The following is a 25824-nucleotide window of genomic DNA, read 5'->3' as shown; positions in this document are numbered from 1 at the left end:
TAAACCTCCCTTACGCGTTCCGGTTGTCGGGGTCGAGGACGTCCTTCTCGTAGCCCTCGAGGTCGGCGGTGAACTTGCGGCGGTGGATCACGGCGCCGAGGTAGTACACGGCGCTGATGACTAGGCCGACGAGCATGAGCCAGTGGACCCAGCAGTCGCGGTCCTCGCGGCCCGAGGCGAGCGGCGTCTCGTCGTCGGAGATGCGCTCGGTGCCCGCGGCGAGCGGGGTGGCCTCGTCCTCGATGGCCTCGGCGGTGTCATCCGTCGCTGCGGCGGCAGTGCCGTCAGTCGCGGCGGCCGGAGTCGGGGTCGCGGTGGTGCCAGCGCCGGGGTTGGTGCCCGTGCCGCCACCCGGGTTGGTGCCGGGGTTGGTGCCGGTGCCGCCGTCACCCGGGGTTGCCGGGGCCGGGGTGATGGTCAGCGTGCCGGGGACGACCCTCAGCGTGTAGTTGCTGGCCAGGAAGCCGGTCGACGGGTTGTCGGCAAGCTGCATGTCGCCCTGGTTGATGGCGTAGCTGCCCACAGCCTCGCCCGCGTCGCGCACGTGGCCGGTCTGGAAGCTCCAGCCCGCCACCTCGCCGGGGACGGTGCCCTCGTAGCTCGAGGTAAAGGTCGGGTCGGCCGTACCGGCAACCTTAGTCTGGTTGTCAATCGTGAGGACGATCTCGCGCGGCGTGATCTGGTAGGTGCGCTCGACGGTGCCGGCGTAGTCGCCCATGCCGGTGATGGTGACCTCGATGGCGCCGGTGACGTTGGTGCGGTCGGCCTTGCTGTACGTGACCGCGTAGTCCCGGTTGAGCACGAGCACGTTGCCCTGGGCGTCGCGGACCGTTGGCTCCCACGTGTGGTCGGCGCCGTCGTAGGTGAGGTCGGACGGCGAGTTAACCGTGGCACCGCTGTAGAACGGCTGCTTCGGGTTCTCGGGATCGGGCACCGTGGGATCCGGATCGTTCGGATCGGGGTTGCTCGGGTCGGGGTCACCGGGGTTGATGGACTGCGGGTAGACCAGCAGGGTGCCGAGGTTGAGCTTCACGTCGTAGTTGGTCGGCTCGGTGTTGACCCAGCCGTCGATGCGCACATGGTTGGCGCTCACGTCCGCCTCGGTCTGGCTGCCGTACACGGTAGTCTGCACCTGATCGTCGTCCATGAGGCCCTCAACCGTGGCGCTGTCCTCGCCCGTGGTGAGCGCGGTGCCGTCGTAGAGCTTGCTGGCGTCCGGCGTGGAGATGGTCAGCGTTACCGGGGTGATCTGGTAGCTGCCGGAGATCTCGCCACCGTAGTTGTTGACGCCCTTGACCGTGACCTTCACCTCGCCGGCGTTAACCGTATCGTCACCGTAGACGAGCACGTAGTCGCCGGTCTTGCCGCCGTCGGTGCTCTGGGTGAGCACGTTGCCGTTGCGGTCCTTAACCGTTACCGGGAGTTCCTGGCTCTTGCCGTTGTATTCGGTGTTGCCGGGCCACTCGACCGTGATGCCGGTGTAGAACGGCTGGTCCGGGTTCTCGGGGTCGGGCTTGCTGGGATCCGGGTCGTCCGGATCGGGGTTGCTCGGATCGGGGTCATCGGGGTCAACAGACTGCGGGAACACCTGGAGGGTACCGAGGTCCTCAGTCACAATCCGATAGTTGCCGCTCTGAGCAGTCGCCTCGGTTGCACCCTCCTCGCCCGCGAAGACGATGGCGTAGGTGTTGTCGGTCTGACCAACCGCGGTAATGGCGCCCGTGGTCTTGAAGTCGACCGTTTCACCGTTCTTCAGGCCAGTCACGCATTCCTCAGCGGAGCCAGGCGCCTCAAGCGGCGTGCCGTCGAAGACCTTGGCCGCACTCGGCGTGGTGATGGTAAGCGTGGCAGGAGTCACCGTAAGCGTGGCCTCCACGGGATACGAATCCTCGTAGTTGGGGTTCACAGCCTTGACCTGCACGTCGAGCGTGCCGACGTTGGTGATGCTCGGGGCCTCATCGGTCCACGTGGTACCACCGTCGGTGGAGTACATGAGCGTGGATCCCTCGGCAGGGGTCGCCTCGGCGGTGAGCGTCAGCGCCTTGCCATCGTAGACCTTGGTCATGTCCTCGGCAGTAGAGGTGATCTTCGCAACCAGATCAGTGGACTTGGCGATGTGGAAGTCGCCGGGCCACACGTCGTAGGTGTAGTTGCCGTTGAGCGTGCCGTCCTTGACCGCTGCGGTCAGGACGCCCTCGTAGGTGCCGGCACTCTCGACTTCCGCGTTGGTGCGGCTGTAGGCGATGTCGCCCAGCACGTCCTGTTTGCGCGTGAGCACGTTGAGGTAGAGTGGCTGATCGCACGCGCCATCGTTGTAGAGCACGACCTTGCCCTGGAAGTCAGGGTCGTCCTCGCCGTACACCTTGGCGTTGTTGCTCACCACGATCATGGCCTTAGCCGGGTTGATGGTGTATTCCTTCGTGATCTGGCCCTTGTAGTTGCCCTGGCCTTCGACCTTGACCTTTGCAGTGCCAGCGTTCACGTCGTCAACATAGGTGAGTTTGTAGTCAACGCCCTCCTCAAGCGTAGCGATGACCTTGCCGTCGGCGTCAAGGCGCTCAACCTTGACGGGCGACTGCTGATGCTGACCGTTGTAAGTTACGTCGGCCGGCTGGCTCACCTGCACGTTGAGGTAGGAATCCGGATTGTCAGGATCCTCCGGGTTGATGGTCTGCTGCGTAATCTCAAAGTCACCGGGCTCCACCGTGAAGGTGTAGTTGCCATAAAGACCGTTGAGCTCTTCAGCAGTTTGACCAATGGTCAGGACATCCTCGTAGTGGTCAACACCCTCCTCCTCGTTAGAACGGATTACGCTGAGGTCAATGTCAGCCAGCTCGCCCTTGACGTGGTTAGTCATAACAGCATCTTCAAACACCGGATCATCCTGGCCAAAGATCTTGCTATCGTCAGCAACCGTGATGGTCACCGGGCGCCTCAGGATCGAGAAGTCGTCCGTGTCGGAGATCTCGGGGCAGTTCTCGGTGGCGGCCCAGACGGCCTTCACCGTGTAGTCGCCGGCCTGGGTCGGCTTCTGGTCGGTGTAGGTCGAGTCGTCGGCGCCGCGCACCTTGTACTGGTAGGTCGGGCCGTCGTAGTCGGAGCCCTCCGGGGTCACCTCGGGCACCTCGGCCTTGGCCTCGTCGCCGTAGGTCCAGTCGTCGAGGGTGACCGTGCCGGTGAACGCGTCGGCGGCGGCCTGCTCGATGGTGAGCTTGCCGGTGACGGTGATGCGGTAGTTGGCGGTGGTCTCGTTGCCCTCGCCGTCGGTCACCTTGTAGGTCGGGTCGGCGTCGAACTCCTCGTAGACGCCCTTGTTCCTGCCGGTGATGGAGGCGGAGAGGTCCAGGCTCTCGCCGTCGGCGACGGAGCCCGTGGTGATGTGGCCCTCGGTGATGTCGAGCTTCTGGTCGGAGCCGTTGTACTTGACCGTCTTCTCGGCGTGGACCGTGATCTCGCGAGCAGCGATGGTCAGGAAGCCGGGAGTGACCGACACGTCGAACCGAGCGCTGACGTCGTTGCCGTTAGCATCCTTTACCACAGCTGTTCCGATGACGGGAATACTATTCACGGAGTCGGCTACGTTGACGCCAGATGCTTCGGAGGTCAGGCCGTTCACGTAGTAGGTGACGTCGTCGGCGACCACAGGCACACCCTTATCTGTCTCGTCCTGGAAGCCAGAGACGCTCTTCATGGTGCCATCGTAGGTGTCAGACTTTGAGTTAGCCCTAATCGTGACCTCGTACTTCTTAGCGAAGTGAGCGGTGTAAGTAGCGTTGGCTGTGACGTTCTGGGGAACATACGTGGGATCAGTGCTTACTACTTCGCCCTCAGAATCAGTCCAGTTGACGAAGAAGTAGCCGTCATCGGGCTTTGCGGTCGAGCCATTCGCGTTCTCGCCGTACTTCACCACTTCCTGCTTCGTGGACACGGAGCCATTGTCGTCGGCAACATACTTCACAGCGTATTCAGACTTGTGAAGGTCAACGGTGACCGTTGCGCCACCGGGGACATTATCGAGCGTCCAGTTGCCGTTTTCCTCTACGGGATCATGGTATTCGGCAATACTCCCATCAATACCGAGGGTGTCATTCGTATTGTCAGAGCTTACTGACACAACATAGCCAGCAGGGATGTCAAACGTCTCGAGTATGAAATCGGCACAGTTGAAGTTTTCGTAGGTGTAGTCAATCGTGTACAGCTGTGTGTTTGGGTCATAGGTAGCCATGAACCCTTGTGTGGTTCCATCGACGACAGGATTCACATATTTTTTAGCCGCTACTTGATTGCCATCTAGCACAACCTTGACGTAAATTTGCGTGCCCACGTGGGTCCACTGGGCGGTGAGGGTGTTGTCGCCGCCCTTTTGGAGCTCGTCGACGCGAACCTTGTCGCCGGGCTTATATGTAGCGCTGCCGTTGGTCCAGCCTACAAACTTGTAGCCGTCAGGAACCTCGAAGCCGTTAATCGCTTCGAATTCAAAGACGGTGTGCTCCGCATTGCTGGGGAACGAATCAGTCGTATATTCTTCCTTCGCCCCGCTGGGAACGGCGCCCTCGGGATAGTTCGCGTCGTAGGTCACAGTAACCTGAGAAGGACGGTGACCCCAATGGGCGTAGAGGGTCACGTTGCCCTCAATCAAGATCTTGTCCTCAGGCTGGTACAGCGTACCCGTGCCATCTTTATTAGTACTCCATCCAAGGAAGACCTCGCCCTCGGGCGCGGTCATGCCTTCAGCAGAAAGCACATCGGCGTATGCGTCCTCGGCGTACTTGCGATCGTCGGTGGGCGCGGTTTCGCTCGCCCCGTTGGAATCGTAGGTCACCTTGAAGGAACCCTTGCTGATGTAGTACGGGTAGAGCACAACGTCAGAGCGAATCTCGGTGTCGAAGTTGAACAGCGTGTAGACGTAGTTGCCCTCAGTGCCCGTGCGAGTCGCCCAGCCGACGAACTGCATGTCCTCAACCTCAGCGGGTTCACCCAGCTGATTCTCATTGATGGTCTCGCCATAGGACACAGCATCAATGGTCTGAAGTGTGCCCGCACCGTCCATGTCGCTGTAATAGCTTACCGATACCTCGGGCGCCTTCCAGACGGCATACAGCGAGAGGTTGTAGGCCGGCATGGTCGTATCAAAGTTGAACGGATCACCTTCGCCGAACTGGTTGTCGTACCAGCCGGCAAACACAAAGTTCTCTTCAACCGTGCTTGGCTTGTTGGGCGTGTAGGCCAAATCATCTAGCGATGCCTGATAGGGCTTTGTTCTATCCTGCTGCTCATCACCGTTGATAAACGAGACCGTATAATCGTTGCGCGTATAGTAGAAATCGGCGCCGCTATAGTCGCTGCCATCTACAGGCCCCCGGTCGTAGGTGAAGCCTTGAAGCTCATACTTATCTTCAGGACTTACACCCATTCCCGTTCCGGCGCTTACGTCCCTGTGGTGGACCTCGTAACCAGTACCTTCAACATTCTCGACCCAATACGTCGCGGTTGAAGTGCCACTTGCCGTCTGTCCCCAGAATTCATCTCCACCGGAAGGCATGACTTCCATATGGGCCTGCCATGTCCGCGCGCTCTCACTAATCGCCCAACGGTACGGGCCGCCATCAACATCCTCGCTAGTCGGCCACTGATCGCCGATGTACGCACCAACCTTTGCCTCGATCACATACGCGTCAGACCAGCCTCCGCCGACATACTCGTAGCAGCCTTCCCACCACTCGTGCTGATGCTCATCAATTCCGCAATTTGTCTGACCCTCCCGATGCCAGCCAGGGCCGTAACATCCACCGGTGTATTCGTAGTGACCACTGAACCAGCCGTCGTCGTGCCAATCTCGACCTTCATACTCGTGAGTGTGCTCTGTTTTCGTGCACGTAAGTTTATATTCACCTTCGCGGTGCGTCTTGAAGACAACTTTGTACTCGGCCCGGTTGTAGTAGACGTTGACGATGGTCGAGCCGTCACCAGCAACCGTTTTCTGTTCAACTGTTTGGAGTTCTGCATCGTTGAAGGAAAGATCGTTGTAGTCCCAATCCCACCAATCGATTCCGCCAACGTTCGTCGTGGAACCGGAGCTCACGTTGTCGATGACCTCACTACTCATGAAGGAGTAGCGGTCAGCCTCGTTATCGCCCTCTTTCCAGTTGGCCTTCTCGACCCAATAGATGACTCGGTAGGAGGTTTGACCCGGATTCCACTGCGCAACAAGCTTCACATCATCAGTCAGCTCGTCACCAAAGTTGAAGTTCTTTCCGTCTTCCGTTTCCCAGCCGACGAAGGTGTAGCCGGGACGCGTGGGGTTTTCAGGCCCAACGGAGGTTGCCCCGCCAGCCACAAACTGCGGCTCGATGTAGGTGCCACCTTCCGTGCTGAAGGTAATCCAATGGCCGTTTACTACCTTCGGGTACAGATAGATGTTGGCATTCTCGAGAGTCACAGACTCGACGGAATCGCCCTCGAAGCCTTCACTGGTATACCATCCAGCCAGGCCCTGATTAATGGGCAGACTCTGTTCGAGAATCTGAGTGGCCTCTCCAACGGAAACGGAATACCCCGTCATGCCCTCTTCGGTGTGGAAGATACGCCCCTGGTTGTCGTAGAAGAAGACGTAGTGAACCTCTTCGAAATGCGCGTATAGGTCAACGGTCATGGTCTCGCTGACATTCTGCTCGCCAAAGCCGTCAAAGAGTTCCCCGCCCTGCTCTTTGGTGTACCAGCCGGTGAACTTGAAGCCGTTGTCGTTTGCCTCAGGCGCTGCGGGCTCGTAAAGGGTGTCGCCCGTCTTCACGACCTGAGTGCTGACAATCCTATCGTTAACGTAGAAGTTGTACGTCGCGAGGGCCGGCTCGCCCTCATCAGTCACCACATAAATGCTGAAGTGATCGACGTCGAAGCTCTGGACGGAAGCGTCCGCCTGGCGGGTGCCGATGGCCTGGACGGTCGAGGCGTCGTCGGCGACGCGCCAGACGCTAATCTCGCCGCCGCCAAGGCTAGTGTTAAAGAAGCAGACGTTGACCGCACCGTCAGGCTGGATGACGTTGCCGTCGGGGCCGAGCAAGGTCACGTCAATGGCAACGGAGTCCTCAACGACCTTGCCGTTCTTCTCCACAACACTCGAAACAGCATCGAGTACGTCCTGTCGGTTCACCCGATACGCACTGACGGTTGTGCCCTCGGGAACAATACCCTCACCGGCAGTTACCTTGACCGTAATGTCGCCCACGTGAGCGTAGCCCTCGAATGCAGGAGAGCTCACGTCGGCCTTTACCGAGTCGGACTCGAGCTCAGTAACCGCCTGACCGTCTTCGGTGACAAGTTCATCGACAACCGCTGCTTTGTCCTCGGACGCAGCCTCCTCGACAGCCTCATCCTCGGTCGCCTCGTCGGCAGGGGTCTGCTCGTCGGTTGCAGCCTCGTCCTCAGCGGGCTCCTCGGTTGCGGCCTCGTCCTCGGTGGGCTCGGTCGTCTCATCGGTCGACTCGTCGGTCGCCGGCTCCTCGGCCGGAGCCTCCTCGGCGGGCTGCTCCTCGGCGGCCTGGGCCTCCTCGGTCTCAACCTTGATCTCCAGACCGTCGGCCACCGCCTCGGGGGCAATGGTGTAGATGCCGGACGCGTCGGCAGAAAGCTCGGTCTCGGTTCGGTCGGCCGCGATCTGCTTGACCGTCTTTACGGCAAAGCCGCCCTCGGGCGCGACGGTGAACTTGAGCTCCTGGTTGGTCGGAGCCTCCATGGTCGCGTCGGTGGCGGTGTAGGTGTCCGCCCCAACGGTAAGTGTGCTCTCGGCGAGCGAGAGGGCAACAGTTGCGGTGGTGTCCGCCGCGGGCGCTACCGGCGCTTGGCCATTCTCAGAAGCGCCCCCCTCCGTTACGTTTTCTGAGCCTGCGGGAGTCGTGCTCTCGGCGGGCTGATCGGCCGCCGGGGCCTCCGTGGCCGCGGGCTCCTCGGTCGCGGGTTCTGCAGGTTCAGCGGGCTCGGCCGGTTGCTCAACCGGCGCCTGCTCTGTTGCCGGCTGCTCAACCGGCGCCTGCTCTGTTGCCGGCTGCTCGGTTTCCGTCGCAGCCTGGTCGGCCGCCTGATCGGTGGCGGCGCTCGTTGCCTGATCGTTGGACGGCGTGTCCTCAACGGTCGCGAGCGCGTTGCCCGCGGCGTCGGTTGCCGCTGCCACGATCACCGGCAGGTTCATGCACTGGACGGCCAAAACAAATGCCAAGAAGAAGGCGAGCGCCTTCGTGCCCTTGCGTTTCAGCTCCTTGCGCAACTTCTGTGGAACATGCATCTGTACCACTCCCAACATGTCAGCGGGCTACACCGGGCCCGCCCCTCTCGCCTCGCCCCCAATTCGCGGCTGCGGCGTCGCTTGCCGTTGCGAGTTCTGGAGCCCGGGCGCACGCAGCTTTTGCACCCCCGGGGACAGAATGTCTGAGCGCACGGCACCGCAGCACACGCATTCGAGACATAAGCTCCTACGGAGCCAAGTCTAGCTCATTTTGTGTAGAAAATGCGTCGGGGTGCATAAAGCTTGTCAGATTGGGTGTGTACACCCCTCTGGACGGCCAATTCGGCGGGATAAACGGTACCTCCCCCACCAATTGATCAAGAGCTTGTAAAGTGCTATTACTAAAGCACATTATGTTGGGGCACACGAGGGGCGCGCGGCCGCGGCGGGCGGACGGCCCAACGCACCGCGGCGCGGCGCGCGGTGCGAGGCCGGCGCGACACCCGCGAACACATCAACTTGGTGAGTTGGACCGTTTCCGGCCATTTGGTGCCTGCACCAAATGGCCTCCCGCGGGTAATCCCCTTCCCATCGGCAACGCGCTCACCCAAAACCAGCTCAAAAACACCCGCTGGATTAGTTAGGTGCCCGGCCATTACACCAGCGGCAAATCATGCCCGATTTAGACCATGATTTGCCGCTGGTGTAATGGCCGGGCACCTAACTAACGCGCGGAGGCAACGCAAACCACGCAGCCGCGGCGTGTAACCACCCAGCAGCGTGCCACCAGCCGCCCGTTGCAAGCGACTCGCCACCCCTCCGCACAGCCCTGTCCCTCGCCAAAATTCGGAAAACGTCAAACGAAAAGTTCGGAAAATGAATAATGAAACTCTCGGAAAACGTAAACTGCTTCTATAATTCCAGCTAGAGTAGCCAATCTCAGGAGGTTTTTATGGCGGCATCCCCACTCACTCCAGAGGGCTACATTCCGCGTATCGCCGATACACAGGTTGAGCGCTATCTCTCTGTGTTTGGCGCCGTGGAGATTGCCGGCACTAAATGGTGCGGCAAAACCTGGACTGCCCTTGCGCACGCCCAAAGCGTCAGCTACATCGACGACGATTACGCGCTTGCGAGCAGCGACCCCTACCTCGTCACTCTAGGTGAGCAGCCGCATGCCATCGACGAATGGCAGCTCGTCCCTGCAATCTGGAATGCCGTCCGCCGATCCATCGACCGCACCCGCAACCTCCGCGGCGGGTGGATTCTCACCGGCTCCTCCACTCCGTTTTTGCGCCGGGTCGAAGACCCCCAACCGCTTCACAGCGGTGCCGGGCGCATCGGGCGCATCCGCATGCACCCCATGACGCTTTCCGAAATCTCCAATTCCACAAAGAGCGTCTCTCTTTCTGCGCTGTTTAACGGCGAGTTCTCCCCAGCCGTTGTCCCCGACGACTCGCAGGAGCTCATCAATATCATCTGCCACGGCGGATGGCCCGAAGCGCTCGACCTCGATACCGCGCAGGCACAGCTGATTGCCCGGCAGTACCTCCAGCTTTTTTGCACGGAGAGCGTCCCGCAGTCCGGCCGCGATGGAAACGTCGCCCGCCTGCTCATCTATTCTCTAGCCTGTAACCTTGGCCAGGCCGTGACACGCAAAACCCTTGTTGCCGACATGAGTGAGCCCGATTCCCTCGCTGACAAAACGGGCGAGGCTCTTGCGAGTCTTGCCACCATCTCGGACTACCTCGCGTTCTTTAAGAACTCGTATCTTATTGACGAGATTCCGGGGTGGGTCCCCGCTACCCGCTCCCGCAAACGCATGGCCACCAAGCCAAAGCGCTACCTAGCCGACCCATCGCTCGCTGTGGCGCAGCTTGGCATGGATCCGCAGGCACTCATGCGCGATTACCAAACGTTGGGCTTGGCTTTTGAGAACCTGTGCATGCGCGACCTGCTCGTGTATGCCGGGGCACTTCCCAACATCGGGTTTGAGCCTGTGCGTTATTACCGCGACGACGCCGGTTTGGAGGTCGACGCCATCATCGAGCTCGCCGACGGTCGGTGGGCGGCGCTGGAGATCGAGCTCAGCGAAGACAAGGTGGACGATGCCGTGAACTCCCTGCGACGCCTGCAGCGGAAACTCTGCCGCGGCGACGCTGCGCGCACGCGCGAGCCGGAGTTTATGGCGGTCATTACGGGCTTTTCTCAATATGCCCGACAAGTTGACGAAAACATCTACGTCATTCCCATCCGCTGTTTAACGGCGTAGCGGTGTTGAGCGGAGATTCGGAAAACGGAAAGTTCGGAAAATGATCAACGAAGCCCTCGGAAAACGAAACTGACTTTGCGTTTCCCAAGCTAGAAGGGCTATCCCAGACCAGACTGGCGATATGGCAAGATGGCCCTTGCGTGCCTGAAAGAAGACCCCACCACCTCGCTAGCCAGTGCTGACGGTAATGAAATGCAAGCGTGGCCAAAAATGGCGTCGAAAAAGTATTTTGGGCATGCCAGCGCACTCGCAAACGGCGATGAGCGCCTCTGGCCGTTTGAGAAATGCTGCAAATAGATATGTTTTATACCAGTAACCAAGCGGTTACGATGGCTACAGCGCGCTCCGCCACCTTTTGGGCAGGTCGATGTACTTTTTCGACCGCGTTTTTGGCCAGAAGCATCTCCCAATATGGCCGGCCGCTCCAAAAACGAGGTCGGGCGCGCCTTAGCAGGCAAACCCGGCCCCATGTAATGCCATTTGTTCTTGCGCAGGGCAGCATCCGCGCCCCAGCGCCTCCCGCCCCCACGCAGCAAAAGCGGGGCGCGCCGGCCAACAAGGCCGACGCGCCCCGCCTACCTGCAGCTTACACCTCGTACTGCGGCAGGTCCTGCAGCGCGATAACGTCCATCCCCGCGTACGCGGTGAACGGATCGGCCGCACCCACGCCTTGCGCGTCAGCGCCGTGGGCCTCGGCCTCCTTGGCAGCCTTCACGGCCTCGATGGCCGCCACAAACGCGCTCGCACCCGAGAGCGACGTGGCGCTGGTCACGCCGCGGCGCACCGCCTCGGTGCGCATCTTGTAACCGTCGCCGCGGGCGCCCTGGCCGTACGGCGTGTTGATGATGAGCGCAATCTCGCCGTTGGCGATCATGTCGCCAATGTGCGGATGACCGTCGGAGAACTTGTTCACGACCTCGCACTTCACGTTGCCGCCGCGCAGGACCTTGGCCGTGCCCGAGGTGGACACAATATCAAAGCCCAGGTAGCGCAGGGTGCGCGCCGTGGACAGGATGTGGCGCTTGTCGCGATCGTTCACGCTGATGAAGACCTTGCCCTGCTCAGGCGACGGCAGCTTGTAGTCGATGGCGAGCTGCGTCTTGGCGTAGGCCTCGGGGTAGCTCTTGGCAATGCCCATGACCTCACCGGTGGACTTCATCTCGGGGCCGAGCACTACATCGGCACCGGGGAAGCGACCCCACGGCATGACGGCTTCCTTCATGCAGAACCAGTCGAGCTCGCGGTCGTCTGCCGGCAGGTGCAAGTCGGCGATGGACTCGCCCGCCATGATGCAGGCCGCCGCCTTGGCGAGCGGCACGCCGGTGGCCTTGGAGATGAAGGGCACCGTGCGGCTCGCGCGGGGGTTGGCCTCGATGACGTAGACCGTCTCGCCCTGGATGGCGTATTGCACGTTGATGAGGCCGCGCACGCCCACCTCGAGTGCGATGCGGCGGGTGGTGTCGCGCAGCTTCTCAATCAGCGAGTCGGAGAAGCTGAACGGCGGGATGCACGTAGCGGAGTCACCGGAGTGGATGCCGGCCTCCTCGATGTGCTCCAGAATGCCGCCGATGTAGACCTCTTCGCCGTCGCAGAGCGCGTCGACGTCGCACTCGATCGCTCCCTCCAAGAAGCGGTCGAGGTAAACCGGGTAGTCGGGGCTGATCTGCGTGGCCTCGGCCATGTACTCGCGCAGGTGCGGCGCGTCGTAGGCAATCATCATGCCGCGGCCGCCGAGCACGTAGCTGGGACGCACAAGCAGGGGGTAGCCAATCTGCGCGGCAACCTGTTCGGCCTCCTCAAAGGAGCGCGCCTCGCCCGCGGGCGGGTACATGATCTTCATGCGGTCGAGCAGCGAGCTGAAGCGCTCGCGGTCCTCGGCGAGGTCGATGGCGCGGGGCTTGGTGCCCATGATCTCCACGCCGGCGTCCTCAAGCGCGCGGGCGAGCTTGAGCGGCGTCTGGCCGCCGAGCGTCACCACCACGCCGTCCGGGCGCTCCACGTCCACGATGTCCATGACGTCCTCGTAGGTGAGCGGCTCAAAGTAGAGGCGATCCGAGGTGTCGTAGTCGGTGGAGACGGTCTCGGGGTTGCAGTTGACCATGATGGTCTCGTACCCGCGGCTCGCGAGCGCGTAGCTCGCGTGCACGCAGCAGTAGTCAAACTCAATGCCCTGGCCAATGCGGTTGGGGCCGGCGCCCAAGATCATGGCCTTCTTCTTGTGCGTGTGGGTGACCTCGTCGGGCGCCACGCGCTTCTTGGCCTCCACGCCGGGGCGCTGCAGGTTCTCGTAGGTCTTGTAGTGGTACTCGGTCGCGCTCGCAAACTCGGCGGCGCAGGTATCGACCGTCTTCATGCACGGCACCACGCCGAGGCCCTTGCGGTAGGCGCGCACAAAGCGCTCGTCGCTGCCGGTGAGCGCGGCAATCTCGGCGTCCGAGGTGCCGTACTGCTTGAGCAGGCGCATCGCGTCGGCGTCGATGTCCTCCACGCGGAGGCCGCGGATGGACTCCTGCACGGCCACCATGTCGGCAATGCGCGAGAGGAACCAGCGGTCGATCTTGGTAAGGTCGAAGATCCGCTCCACGTCCCAGCCGCGGCGCAGGGCCTCCACCAGATAGAAGACGCGGTCTGCGGTGGGCTCGGCCACATGCTCGGCAAGCTCGGCATCGTCCATACCCACGCCCTCGTTGCCGCCGGCGGAAAGGCCCACGTGCCCGTCCTCGAGCGAGCGCATGGCCTTGCCGAAGCTCTCCTCAAAGGTGCGGCCGATGGCCATAATCTCGCCCACGGCCTTCATGCGGGTGGTAAGGCGCGTGTCGGTGCCCTTGAACTTCTCAAACGCAAAGCGCGGCACCTTGACCACGCAGTAGTCGATCGACGGCTCAAAGCACGCTGGCGTTGCCTTGGTGATGTCGTTCACAATCTCGTCGAGCGTGTAGCCCACGGCCAGGCGCGCGGCGGCCTTGGCAATGGGGAAGCCCGTGGCCTTGGAGGCAAGCGCCGAGGAGCGGCTCACGCGCGGGTTCATCTCGATAACGATGATGCGGCCATTGTTGGGGTTCACGGCAAACTGCACGTTGGAGCCGCCGGTCTCTACGCCGACCTTCTCCAGAATGGCAAGCGACGCCACGCGCATGCGCTGGTACTCGAGGTCAGAGAGCGTCTGCGCCGGCGCGACGGTAATGGAGTCGCCGGTGTGCACGCCCATGGGGTCAAAGTTCTCGATGGAGCACACGATGATGCCGTTGCCGGCGTGGTCGCGCATGACCTCCATCTCGTACTCTTTCCAGCCCTCGATGGACTCCTCGACGAGCACCTCGCCCGCCGGCGAGAGCTCGAGGCCCTGGCGCACGATCTCGCGGAGCTCCTGCTCGTTGTGGGCAATGCCGCCGCCCGCGCCGCCGAGCGTGAAGCTCGGGCGCAGGACGCAGGGGTAGCCCACGCGCTTCACGATCTCGAGCGCGTCCTCGATGGAATAGGCGTAGCCGCTGCGCGCGACCTCGAGGCCAATCTCTGCCATGGCCTCGTTAAAGAGCTTGCGGTCCTCGCCGCGCTCGATGGCGGCAAGGTCGCAGCCAATCATCTCGACGCCCTCGCGCTCGAGCACGCCGGACTTGGCGAGCTCGACTGCGGCGTTAAGACCGGTCTGGCCACCGAGCGTGGGCAGCAGCGCATCGGGGTGCTCGCGCTTGATGACCTTCTCGATAAACTCGGGCGTGACCGGCTCCACGTAGGTGCGGTCGGCAAGGCCCGGGTCGGTCATGATGGTCGCCGGGTTGGAGTTGACGAGGATGACCTCGTACCCGTCCTCTTTTAGAACCTTGCAGGCCTGCGCGCCGGAGTAGTCGAACTCGCACGCCTGGCCAATGACGATCGGGCCCGAGCCAATCACCAGAATGCGCTTGATGTCAGTCCGCTTAGGCATGGTCTACATCTCCTCCTCTGCGAACTTCCACCCCGCGAGGCGGTCTTTCGAGATATCGATGTTGAGGTAATCGGCGTCACCGTCCATGAGGCGCGCGAACGCCGTGAACAGGTAGTGGGCGTCGGTGGGGCCGGGCGAGGCCTCGGGGTGGTACTGGACCGAGAAGCACGGCTGGTCGAGTAGCTGGATGCCCTCGGCGGTGCCGTCGTTCAAGTTCACGTGCGTGAGACGGATGCGGCCGAAGCGCTCGTTCTGCACGACCGGCGCAACCCCGCGCTCCACCCAGAAGCGCAAGTCGCCGGTGGCGGCGGTGCCGTCGGCGCCGGCGGGGTGCTCGGCCACGCCGCCCGAGAGCTCGGGCACGAGCGCGCCGAGGCTCGGGAACACCAGGCCAAAGCCGTGATTTTGGGCGGTGATCTCCACGCGGCGGGTGAGCAAGTTCATGACCGGTTGGTTGCCGCCGCGGTGGCCGAACTTAAGCTTCTCCATATCCGCGCCGCAGGCGAGGCTGATCATCTGGTGGCCCAGGCAGATGCCAAAAATCGGCAGCTTGCCAATGAGCTTCTGCACCTGGGTGTAGGTCTCCTCCACGGCGTCCGGGTCGCCCGGGCCGTTGGAGAGGAAGACGCCGTCGGGCTCGAGCGCGAGCACGTCCTCGGCGGGGGTGTCCCACGGCACGAGCGTGAGGTCGCAGCCGGCGCGGACGAGGCCCTCGAGGATGCCGCGCTTGATGCCGCAGTCGTAGGCCACGACCTTGTGGCGCGCCGGCACCGGGTCGGCGGAGGCAAAGGCGTGGTCGGCCGGCAGGTCAGCGGCGGTGTAGGAACGGCGGTCGGTGCGACTCACGGTCTTGACGAGGTTCTCGCCCACCAGGTCGGGAGCCTCCGCGAGCAGGCGCGCGAGCTCCTCGAGGTCAAAGACCTCCGTGGTGATGATGCCCTTCTGGGCGCCGTTGTCGCGCAGATGCCGCACGAGCGCGCGCGTGTCGATGCCCTCGAGCGCCACGATGCCACGCTCGGCGAGGTAGGCGGGCACGCTCTCGGTGGAGCGCCAGTTGGACGGCGTGCGGCACATGTCGTGCACGATCATGCCGCGCAGCGCCGGGCGCGTGTTGAGCGTGGGGTCGCCGTCGGCGCCGAGGCCGGTCTGGGTGTCGACCGGGTCGATGCCGTAGTTGCCGATCTGCGGGTAGGTCATGGTCACGATCTGGCCGGCGTAGCTCGGGTCGGTGAGGACCTCGAAGTACCCCTCGAGCGAGGTGTTGAAGCAGACCTCGCCCGTGGCCGTGCCCTGAGCTCCGCAGGCGCGGCCGTAAAAGACCGTGCCGTCGGCGAGCATCAGAATGCCCGGAACACTCGACTTTTTGCTGGTTTTGGAAAGCATGTGCTGCGCGAGCTCACTTAAGGCTGCGCTGCGGACGGCGCGGTCGCCGCCGGAGGTGCGGGCCTGCGCGCCCGACACGTCTGTAACCGCCATATGCACTCCTTCCCGGCCTCGCAGGACCGGCTTAAAGGTGGATGGGCTGCACCTCATTGTAGGCGTTTTCTGCCATGCGCGCCCGCTGGGGCGGCCTGTCCGCGATAATTCCGCACCCCGCCCGGCGCGAGGCGCTCGGCGGCGCGCCGGCCGCCGTCGCAAGCACGCCCGTGGCAAGCGGTGTAGCCGCGTCCCGCCTGGTGCGAAGCACTCGGTGCGAAGCGCGCGCAATGTGCGCTCTCTGTTTCGATGTGAATGCGCGCCCGCCCAATCGCCCGCGCGTACTATGCTGGGTAACCGTACGCTGGTCCATAAGTCCGCGGATGAAAGAAGGAATATCCATGTCCAACGGAATCAGCATGTCTACACAGCCCCTTTACCAGCGTGAAGGGGACTACATCCCGCGCGTTGCCGCCGTCCACGACCTGTGCGGCTACGGCAAGTGCTCGCTTGGCGTCGCCATCCCGGTCCTCTCGGCCGCCGGCTGCGACGTCTGCCCGGTCCCGACCGGCCTCTTCTCGTCGCACACCGCCTTCCCCGGCTGGTACATGCACGACACGACCGAAATCCTCTCCGATTACCTCGCCGCTTGGAAGGGTATCGGGGTCGATATCGACGCAATCTACTCCGGCTTCCTCGGCGCGCCCGAGCAGGTCGACCGCATCCGTGACCTCTACGCCACCTACCCTGCCGCGCTGCGCGTGGTCGACCCCGTTATGGCGGACCACGGCCGTGTCTACCCCACCTACACCCCCGAGCTCTGCGACGCCATGGCCAAGCTCGCTGAGGGCGCGGACATCCTCACGCCCAACCTCACTGAGGCCGCCATCATCCTGGGCGAGCCCATCGGGGACGCCTGGGCCGGCGAGGACATCACCGACGACGAGGCGCACCGCCTGACCGACGCGCTGCTTGCAAAGGGCACCAAGACAGTTGTCCTCAAGGGCATCCAGCGCGGCGACGGACTTATCCGCAACTTCGTGGGCGCGCAGGACGGATCGTTCTTTGAGGTCAACAATGAGCTGTTGCCCTACATGCTGCACGGCACTGGTGACCTGTACTGCTCGTGCCTGCTCGCCGCCGTTATGGCTGGCCGCACTACGGAGGAGGCTGTGCGCTTTGCCGGCGACTTCGTGCACGACGCCATGATCGTGTCCTCCAAGCAGCCGCAGTTCCAGGACCGCGGCGTCAGCTTCGAGCCACTTCTGGGCAAGGTCGCCGCGCTTCTGGGCTAATCCAACAGCCTCACGCACTTGAAGCCGGGGGTGCCGCGCAGCCGTGCGGCACCCCCCCTCTCAAAAATGCACGATGTAAGTGGCCTCCGGCAGTCATGGAATCGAATACTCCATCTAGGTAAGGTTTTTACTGGGAAAACCCGACATGGGGGCCGTATGTCCTTCACTGACTCATCCCTTGTCGAAGGGGCCCACTTACATCGCATTTTTTTGCGAACCGTCACCAAACCGCACCCGGCCCGCAGCAGACTCTCCGTCACTGCTCTGAATATGCTCCACGTTAGATGCGAACAATCTGTGAACAGGCCTCGTTTCGCTAACAAGGCGTCTCCGTTTTGTCAAATGCGCTGGTAAATATGCCTGTTTTCTCTTGCCAGTCAGAAACGTGTCAGACATTGGTGAGAACGTGCACCAGAAATCTGAGATTGTTACCCTCCACCCCACTTCTCTCTCTTACCGTAATGCCATGGAGACGATTCTTTGTGACATATCGGCTTTTGAGTTCCTTCGCATCCCGCCCTGCGTGCTTCGCCTCTCGCTGGACACGCCGGACCTCTCAACGAGCCGTGGCAGGCAGTCCCTTTACCGCCGCGACAGGTTTCTTGGCTACGTGCGCGTCCCCTTGCACATCCTTGAATGCAACAGAACCCACATGCACCAGTCCGCCGCATTCATCAGGCATCTTTGGAAAGGCGATCTGCCGAGCGGTTCGCTTATCGAGATCGATGCATACCATTCCGTTACTTCTCCAGAGTTCACGCTGCTTCAACTCGCAAGGCATCTGCCCCTCCCGCAACTTGCACTCGCAATGTATGAGCTTACGGGAACCTATTCGGAGATCCACCTTACCGCCGAGCATCGTAATGAGCTGAAGAGGCGTATGTCCCAAACTGGATGGCGCGGCGAAGACGGCTGGAGGCCAGTAATTGACGTTAAGGGCGATATTACCGACCAGTGGTATCGCGAACCCCTTACAAGCAAGGAAAACCTGGAGCGCTTTGCCGATGCCGTTGGAAATGTGCGCGGCATCAGGCGCTTCCGTCAAGCCGTTGAGCTCCTTTGCGGTGTTGCCAGGTCGTCTTTCGAAGCGAAGGCGGCAATAACAATTGGCTGGGGACGACATCTTGGCGGCTGGGGCCTAGGACCAATGTCCCTCAATCGAACCGTACACTTTGACGCCGGCGCCCAGACCATCGCTGGACAGAGCTACGCCCGTGTCGACCTGTTCCTTGAAACAACAGATTCTCTTCCTGCTCTGGGGATTGAGTGTCAGGGACGCTCGGTTCATGGCCCGGGCGGCATCACGGAGCACGATGCAGACCGCCTGCTCGCGCTAGAGTCGACGGGGCTTCCCATGATTCTTGTGACGTATCAGCAGATTAATAATCAGAAGCGGTTCCAAGAGCTCATCCAATACATTGCCAAGAAAAGAGGGGTAAAACTGCGACCGAAAACGGCCCGGCAAACGGCAAAGGAAAGAGAGCTGAGGTATCAGGTATTGCACGCATGGAACCAACTATGGCGTCAACCTTAACATGATCCGCGCTGGGGCCGCCCCCGAAGGCGCAATCCCGGAGTGGAGGGCACAAAACATCGCCAAGTAAGTGGGCTCTTCCCGCTTTCTTCTTAATGCTTTATCTAAATAAAGCGCCCAACTGGGGAAACACGGATTCTCATAGTGAGCCTAGGAATGAGGAATCAGCGCTTCCCGATATGGCCACTTACAACGCGAGTTTTCTGGAGGTCCCAGCGGCAATTCGCTCTAATTGCAAGGCTACTCCTGCGGTCGCACGTCCTCCGGATACTTCTCGGCGGGGCCGCCCAGGTACTGCTCGCCGCCCAAAAGTTCGCGCTCCAGGTCAAGCTCGCTGCGCTGCGCGTCGAAGTCGTCTTGGTCAATGCCCGGCGTATCGATGAGTGACGACACGGAGTTGACCTGCTCCTGAATACGGCCCGCAATATCCTCGTCCATGCCGATGATGCGCAGCTCCCAGTCGATGTTGGCCGAGTCGCCGGAGCGATACTTGGTCCACACGAACGTAAAGATCACGCCCTCCTCGCCCTGTGCGGGCAGAAGGCCAAAGAGGTGGTCGTAGGTGATGTTGCCGTCCTCGTCGAGACGCGCGCTCACGTTGTAGACCACCTGGTTGATGTTGTCGTTCAAAAGCGCGTTTGTGGCAAGCGCGGCCGCTTGGATCTGGCTGTTAGAGAAGAGCTCCAGCTCGTTGGAGGATTCGGTGTCGACCACGGACACCTCCACGATGCCCGTGCGCTCGTCGGCCTCCTCGACCGTGAAGTCGTGCGGGAACTGCGTGAAGCCGTTGCCCCACTCCACGCCGCCCTCAAGCGCGAGGCTTACGGTCTGAGCATTGGCGGTGTCGGAGAGATTTGCGGTGTTGAGGCGGCGGCTGATGCCGTACCAAAGCTGCATGCCCAGCACGAGCAAAAGCACGCCGATGATAACCGCCATGGCCGCGCGCGAGATGGCGTGGTCGACGTTGGAGCCGGAGGGGTCCTCGTCGGAGAGCGGGTCGATGGTGCGGCGTGTGCGCTTGCGGTGCGGACCGCCGGGGTCGAGCACGCCCGAATCATCGAGCTGCGCAAAGAGCTCGGTGACTTCCTCGGGTGTAAGCGGGGTTTTCTTTGCCATGCGTCGACCTTGGGCAGCGGGTGATCTCCTTTGCGCGGCCGGGCGCAAGCCCTGCCGCATCGGCATTATACGCATACGTCGCAGGCACGCTGCCTACGCTGCGACAATCACCATGCAAGCTGCAGAGCGTCGCGTGCCCTCATGCAGGGCCCGGCCCTGCCGGCATCGCGGCACAAGCCCACACCCACCACGGGCCGCGCCCTACGCGAGCTCGTGCGCGCGGGCGCCCTCAAACTGCATGCGGTAATAGCGCGCGTAGGTGCCGCCGCGCGCCAGAAGCTCGTCGTGCGTGCCGCGCTCAACCACGCGGCCGTTCTCCACCGTGGCGATCTCGTCGGCGCCCTTAATGGTCGAGAGGCGGTGCGCGATGATGATCGTCGTGCGGTCCGCCGCGAGCCGCTCGAGCGACTCCTGCACGGCCTCTTCGCTCTCGTTATCAAGCGCCGAGGTCGCCTCGTCCAGAATGAGGATCTTGGGGTCCTTCAAGAACACGCGGGCGATGGCAACGCGCTGCTTCTGGCCACCAGAAAGACGGCTGCCGCGCTCGCCCACCACGGTGTCGTACCCCTCGGGCAGACTCGCGATGAAGTCGTGGATGTTCGCGCGACGCGCGGCCTCTTCGATCTCGGCCTGAGTCGCGCCGGGGCGACCGTAGGCGATGTTGTCGCGCAGGGTGCCGTCAAACAGGTAGACGTCCTGCTGTACGAGGCCGATGGCACGGCGCAGGCTCTCCTGCGTGACCGAGCGCACGTCCTGCCCGTCGATGCTAATCGAGCCGGAGGCCACGTCGTAGAAGCGCGGCAGCAGCGAGCAGGTGGTGGACTTGCCGCCGCCGGACGGACCCACAAGCGCAATGGTCTCGCCGGGCGCAATCTCAAGCGACAGGTGGTCGATCACCGGGCGCATGCGGTCGGCGCCGTCCTCGGTGAGCTCGGCGTCGTCGTAGCTAAAGCACACGTCGCGGTAGGCAATGGCGCCCGCGGTGACCTCAAGCGGACGCGCGTCGGGCGCGTCCACAATGTCGGGCATGCTCAGGATGACCTCGTCCATGCGCTTAAAGCCCGCGATGGCCTTCTGCACCGTCTCGGTCGAGTTGACGAGCGTCTCGATCGGCGTGGTAAAGAGGCTGATGTAGAGGGCAAAGGTCGCCATGTCGACGGCGGTCATCTGACCCTGGGCCACCAGGTAGCCACCCAAGACCACGATGATGGTAAAGAGAGCGCCCGTCATGAGCGCGCTTGTTGCCTGGTATGCGCCCATGGCGTGGTACTGGCTGACCTTGGAGTCGAGGTAGCGCGCGTTGGAGGTACGGAACTTGGCGCGCTCGGTCTCCTCGTTCGCAAAGGACTTGACCACGCGAATGCCCGAGAGCGAGTCCTGCAGCTGCGAGTTAACCTCAGAGATCTTGCGACGGTTGTCCGCAAAAACCTCGCGCATGCGGAAGTTCTGGCGCACCATAATCGCCACAAAGACCACGGTCACCAGCGCCATCACGCCGGCGAGCACGGGCGAGATGGTAAAGAGGATCACGTAGGCGCCCACAATCTCCACGCCGCAGATGATGATCCACTCCGGCACGTGGTGAGCGGCCTCGCAAATGTCAAACAGGTCGTTGACCACGCGGCTCATCATGTCGCCGGAGTTCACGCGGTCAAAATAGCTAAAGCAAAAACGCTCGTACTGGTCAAACAGGTCCTCGCGCATGCGCGACTCCATACGCGCGCCCATGATGTGGCCCTGCGCCGACACAAAGTAGCGGCAGCCCATGCGCACGAGGTAGAGCACCACAAGACCGAGGGCAATCATGCCCAGCGCGCCCAGAATGGCGTCGCGCCCCTCGGTAAAGAGGCCGCCCGTGAGCGAGCGCAGAATGCTCGGGAACGCAAGGTCAATGCCGGCAATCACCAGCGCGCAGACGGTGTCGGCAATAAAGAGGCCGCGCTCCGGCCCGTAGTAGGCAAGAAAGCGACGGAACATGCTGCGGTGCTTGGGTGCCGCGGTTGCGGTCGAAGAGTTAGCGGCCGAGGTGGTACTAGCGGTGCTCACGGTAGGACACTGCCTTTCGTGGTTGAGATGTAAGATGCCGAGGTCCGCGCTGCAAAAGGTGCCGCACAAACCGGCGCTTAGTATACGCCATGACGAGCGCCGGCCGCGCCGCGCAAACCCTTGCAGCATGGTTTATCGAGAACGCCCTTGCGGCACGGTTTTAGTTGCCGCCAAATCACATTCAGTTGCCTGAGAATCACAAACCGCACGCCCCTTCGGCTCGAGAGCGCTTACTCCGCGGCCTCCTCGGCCACGGCGGCATCCGCCAAGCGGCGGCTCATGACCTCGCAGGCAAGGGCGCCCACCACAGTCTTGGCGTCCTCGATCTTGCCGTCGAGCACGGCGTCCACCAGCTCCTCCACCGGCACCAGGTCGACGTTGAGGAACTCGTCGTCATCGGGGCGCGCCCCCTCAAATGAGAGCTGCGTGGCCAGGTAGATGTGGATGAGCTCGTCGGCAAATCCGCAGCTCGTGGCAATGGTGGTGAGGTAGGCAATGCGCCCGGCCACAAAGCCGGTCTCCTCCTTGAGCTCGCGCTTAGCGCACTCGAGCGGGTCCTCGCCGGGGTAATCGAGCTTGCCGGCGGGGATCTCCACCGTCACGCGGCCGAGCGAGGTGCGGTACTGGCGCACGAGCGCGATCTTACCCGAGGTGGTAAGCGCAACCACGGCCGCCGCGCCGCGATGGCGCACCACGTCGCGGACCGAGGTGTGACCGTTGGGCAGGCGCACGTTCAGGCGCTCGACGTCAAAAATCTTGCCGCGCCAGGCAATCTCGCTGTCGATGACCTCCTCGTGCAGGTCGGCATCGTGCTCAGCCTCGTCGCCCAGCACGAGCGCGGGCAAATCCTCCATCTCGGGCTCGGGCGAGGCGTTCTCCTCGGTGCGGTCGCCGTCGTTAACCTCAACCGCAGCCTCGTCGACCGTGTTGCGCTTCTCTTCTGCCATGGTTCCTCCCCCAAGCCAGCTACTGTTCCCTACAGGGTACCCGTTTTCTGCACGCGTGAGGCACGTTGGAGTACCGCACATGGCCATCTTTGCAAAGTGTCTTTTTCACCCCTAATTCAGCATTGCAAGTTGTCATTTTTAGGCCGATTTCTTACTTGCAAATTGCACTGAGATTCTTACCATGAGCTGCATCTACGGTACCGTCAAGAATCTTGCGCACTTTCCGGCAGCCCATAGGCCCGCCGTCCGGTGCGGCTACCCCTCCAGCAGAGTCACGTCCAGGTAGCGCCTCGAACCCCACTCGCTCTCGGCCACGTACTTGAGCCTGGCGGTCACGGGCATGAGGGCCGAGTTGCCGTCGGGAAAGGTGCCCACCACCCTCGTCCTGCGGCGGATCTCGCGGTTCAGGCGCTCTATTGCGTTGTCGGTGCGTACGCGCCGCCAGTGCTCGCGCGGGAACCTCGTGTAGGCCAGGGTCTCCGCGTAGCCGTCCCTCACGGCCTTGGCGGCCTCCCCGAGCTTCATGCCGCCGGGGCCGGCGGCCACCTCCAGCACCTTGGCCTCGGCGGCCTCGCGGGACTCCATGGCGCGGATCGCCCTGAGCATGGCCGCGACCCCGGATCGCCCGGATTTGGGCACCCCGGCGAGAACGTCGCGGTAGAAGTGCACGGCGCGGCGCCGGTGGGCGGCGCCGGGGAAGACCTCGGCGATGGACCCCACCATGCCGGCGGCCCTGTCGCCGGTGAACCCGCGCACGCCGCGGAGCCCCCTGGACTTCAGCCACGACAGGAGCTCCCGCCAGCACCCCGAGGACTCGGTGAACCCCTCGGCGGCGCCTATGACCTCGCGGTAGCCGTCGTCGTTGACGCCGATGGCGACCATCACGGCCACGTTCTCATAGCTCCCGCCCCAGCTGCGCTTGAGGTAGATCCCGTCGACGCAGGCGTAGGGGTAGGCGCGCTCGAGGGGGCGGTTGCGCCGCTCCTCGACCGAGGCGAACGCCTTCTCGTTGAGGTTCGAGACGGTGGCAGCCGAGACGCTGGAGCCCCAGAGGATCTCGGAGACGTCCTCTATCCTGCGGGTCGAGACCCCGGCGAGGCACATCTCGATCATGGCCTCCTCGACGCTCGCCTCGCGGCGCCGGTAGCGCTCGATGATCGCCGCGGTGAACCTCATGCCCTTGAGCTTGGGCATATGGATCGTTACCTCGCCGGACGACGTGGCCAGGCTGCGCTCGTAGTGGCCGGAGCGGTACACCTCGCGCCCGGCGGCGCGCTCGTACCGCTCGGCGCCGACGAGGTCCCCCGCCTCCTCCTCGAGAAGGCCGTTCAGGGTGTCCTCGACGGTCCTCCTCACCAGCTCGCGCAGATCAGTCTTCAGCGAATCCTCGTTCAATGTCACGATGGGCCCGGACATGGCCTGCCTCCAGCATGTTTCCTGTCTCGACAACTCGAATCATACCGGGGCGGGCAGTGCCCCCCTTCCTATCCGGACGCTATTCCGCTGTCAAAGTGCGCAAGAAATTGTACGTTACCAGCACCTTCTGCATCGCGCCGCCAGGAGCGCTCACCGTGAAGGAGCCTCTGCACTATATATAAGTACACCGTCGGACCTGAGCTTCCTGCGCTGTCGAGCAAATAGCAAGCAAATACGAGAGGCACTCAAGCCCAAGCCGGCACGTAACGCTTATTCTTCTTCGACGCGTCCGCGTCCACTGCGCGAATCAGCCCGCGGTCAATACAGGTATGAATCAAACGGGAAATCTGCGCAGACGCCGATGAAGGCAACCCAAAACGTGCCCTGAGAGACTGGTTAGTCGCTGCCGTACGGTTCGCATAACAGATGCATGTGTGCCAATAACAGGCAAGCTCGCGCTCCTCTGGCGTAAGGGCGCGATATGCGATAGCCGCAAACAATGTTACGCGCGTGCTATCCTGCGGCGTCTCGATGCGTGGTGCGGGCAGGGTGTAATACTCGCACGCTTCAACAACCTTGTCCCAACCGGAGCCCGCCTCCTCACAGAAACCTAAACGACGCATAAGAGCAGCGGTTTTCTCATTACGAGCACGCGGCGGATCGTTCACGATACGCATAACGTCTACAAGGGGCGCACCCGCATTGGTAACCTCAAGCCTGTCTGCAAATACTTCAATCAGCGGACCGGTTCCCGTAATAGAAAAATCTTGATGGATGAGGGCGTTTGCCACAATCTCACGAACTGCCAGCGCAGGTAGTTGTGTTTGCGTGCTTCGCGTTGCGTGCACAATGACCTCACGTGACGGCAGGAGCGCCATGATGTAATCGACAAGTTCATCTAAACAGATGGCATATCCCGAGGCAAACGTCCTGCTCCGAAGCATCGATATGCGTCCGCGCCCCTCGTACTGAATAACACGTGGCGCCTTGCGCATAACCACAGGAAACTCTTCGAGGTTACGCGCGAATAGAAGGGCACCCATGTTGGTAACCGCAAACATGCCGTCATCCTCGGCAACAGCCAGGCCTTCGTCGATTAGGTAATGAATGATAGTCTGGCTACTTTCGGGCGTTGGCATTCCCTGCCTGTTAAAGTAGGCTTCGCAGTCCAGAAGAGATCGCAACTCTTCCGCAGTGCACGACGTGCGCGCAATCTGTGATTCATAATCTTCCTGCTGCACCTTGCGCCATAACTCAGATTCCAAAGCCGATCCGCCTCTTCTCGCTTCGCATCGATTGTGCCCACGCTCGACTCGCAAAAGCAAATAGCAAGCAAATACGGAGCAAATAAGAAGCAAATAAAACTCGATAGTGGTTCCAAGCTGTTTGCGCAGGTAGATAGCTTATCTGATTTCTTTAGGCCACTTTTTTGCCGCCATTTGATAATTGCAAAGCAAATACGAAGCAAATAAAAGTGGAGGACCTGAAGCCGTCCCCACCCTGTACCCTCATGTCCGTTTTTCGCAATCTATGGGACTGCGGACGTTTTCCTGTACATCCTACACCGCGTAGCCGAGCAGCCTGCGGTTCTCGTCCGGCGTCCTCCAGCCCAGCGCCGCCGACGCCCGCTCCGACCGGA

11 protein-coding genes are annotated in these 25824 nt (G+C 62.1%); 3 read left to right on the top strand and 8 right to left on the bottom strand.

Features of this window, described 5'->3' with window-relative positions; genetic code table 11:
• Positions 1-10 precede the first annotated feature (10 nt).
• Positions 11-8278: an InlB B-repeat-containing protein gene (locus B5F89_RS08715; RefSeq protein ID WP_087431398.1), complete on the bottom strand. Its 8268-nt coding sequence runs from the start codon at positions 8276-8278 to the stop codon at positions 11-13.
• An 892-nt stretch (positions 8279-9170) separates the two neighbouring features.
• Here B5F89_RS08715 and B5F89_RS08710 point away from each other — a divergent pair.
• Positions 9171-10490 carry a DUF4143 domain-containing protein gene (locus B5F89_RS08710; RefSeq protein WP_087431397.1) on the top strand — a complete coding sequence of 440 codons (1320 nt, stop codon included), beginning with the start codon at positions 9171-9173 and terminating at the stop codon, positions 10488-10490.
• A gap of 586 nt (positions 10491-11076) precedes the next feature.
• Here the strand turns inward: B5F89_RS08710 and carB are convergent.
• Both carB and carA read right to left on the bottom strand, forming a co-directional pair.
• On the bottom strand, positions 11077-14415 hold the full coding sequence (gene carB, locus B5F89_RS08705; protein ID WP_087431396.1) for a carbamoyl-phosphate synthase large subunit: 3339 nt from the start codon (positions 14413-14415) through the stop codon (positions 11077-11079).
• A gap of 3 nt (positions 14416-14418) precedes the next feature.
• Positions 14419-15891, bottom strand: coding sequence for a glutamine-hydrolyzing carbamoyl-phosphate synthase small subunit (carA, locus tag B5F89_RS08700; protein ID WP_087431395.1), 1473 nt, complete (start codon positions 15889-15891; stop codon positions 14419-14421).
• Between the two features lie 341 nt (positions 15892-16232).
• Between carA and B5F89_RS08690 the strand changes: the two genes are divergently transcribed.
• Positions 16233-17126 (top strand): PfkB family carbohydrate kinase, encoded by an 894-nt coding sequence (locus B5F89_RS08690; RefSeq protein WP_087431393.1) that lies wholly within the window; start codon positions 16233-16235, stop codon positions 17124-17126.
• Between the two features lie 406 nt (positions 17127-17532).
• Positions 17533-18660, top strand: coding sequence for a hypothetical protein (locus B5F89_RS08685; RefSeq protein WP_087431392.1), 1128 nt, complete (start codon positions 17533-17535; stop codon positions 18658-18660).
• Between the two features lie 240 nt (positions 18661-18900).
• On the opposite strand, the gene B5F89_RS08680 is transcribed toward B5F89_RS08685, so the two are convergent.
• From B5F89_RS08680 to B5F89_RS08660, 5 genes are all read right to left on the bottom strand, one after another.
• Positions 18901-19776 carry a hypothetical protein gene (locus B5F89_RS08680; RefSeq protein ID WP_087431391.1) on the bottom strand — a complete coding sequence of 292 codons (876 nt, stop codon included), beginning with the start codon at positions 19774-19776 and terminating at the stop codon, positions 18901-18903.
• Between the two features lie 201 nt (positions 19777-19977).
• Positions 19978-21753, bottom strand: a complete 1776-nt coding sequence (locus B5F89_RS08675; protein WP_087431454.1) for an ABC transporter ATP-binding protein — start codon at positions 21751-21753, stop codon at positions 19978-19980.
• Positions 21754-22052: 299 nt separating this feature from the next.
• The gene (locus tag B5F89_RS08670) at positions 22053-22676 is read right to left on the bottom strand and encodes an NUDIX hydrolase (RefSeq protein WP_087431453.1); all 624 of its coding nucleotides are present in this window, start codon (positions 22674-22676) and stop codon (positions 22053-22055) included.
• Between the two features lie 348 nt (positions 22677-23024).
• Positions 23025-24185, bottom strand: coding sequence for an IS256 family transposase (locus tag B5F89_RS08665; protein WP_087431390.1), 1161 nt, complete (start codon positions 24183-24185; stop codon positions 23025-23027).
• Positions 24186-24430: 245 nt separating this feature from the next.
• Positions 24431-25450, bottom strand: a complete 1020-nt coding sequence (locus tag B5F89_RS08660; protein ID WP_087431389.1) for an ATP-binding protein — start codon at positions 25448-25450, stop codon at positions 24431-24433.
• Positions 25451-25824 lie beyond the last annotated feature (374 nt).

Source organism: Collinsella sp. An307, assembly GCF_002161805.1.
GTDB lineage: Bacteria > Actinomycetota > Coriobacteriia > Coriobacteriales > Coriobacteriaceae > Coprousia.
The sequence above is the reverse complement of the archived record's forward strand: the minus strand, read 5'-3'. Positions and strand labels throughout refer to the sequence as shown.

Coding starts and splice junctions, on each gene's coding strand:
- B5F89_RS08680 (WP_087431391.1), bottom strand. CDS start 19,776: ATGGCAAAGAAAACCCCGCTTACACCCGAGGAAGTCACCGAGCTCTTT.
- B5F89_RS08715 (WP_087431398.1), bottom strand. CDS start 8,278: ATGCATGTTCCACAGAAGTTGCGCAAGGAGCTGAAACGCAAGGGCACG.
- B5F89_RS08665 (WP_087431390.1), bottom strand. CDS start 24,185: ATGTCCGGGCCCATCGTGACATTGAACGAGGATTCGCTGAAGACTGAT.
- B5F89_RS08710 (WP_087431397.1), top strand. CDS start 9,171: ATGGCGGCATCCCCACTCACTCCAGAGGGCTACATTCCGCGTATCGCC.
- carA (WP_087431395.1), bottom strand. CDS start 15,891: ATGGCGGTTACAGACGTGTCGGGCGCGCAGGCCCGCACCTCCGGCGGC.
- carB (WP_087431396.1), bottom strand. CDS start 14,415: ATGCCTAAGCGGACTGACATCAAGCGCATTCTGGTGATTGGCTCGGGC.
- B5F89_RS08670 (WP_087431453.1), bottom strand. CDS start 22,676: ATGGAGGATTTGCCCGCGCTCGTGCTGGGCGACGAGGCTGAGCACGAT.
- B5F89_RS08690 (WP_087431393.1), top strand. CDS start 16,233: ATGTCCAACGGAATCAGCATGTCTACACAGCCCCTTTACCAGCGTGAA.
- B5F89_RS08675 (WP_087431454.1), bottom strand. CDS start 21,753: ATGTTCCGTCGCTTTCTTGCCTACTACGGGCCGGAGCGCGGCCTCTTT.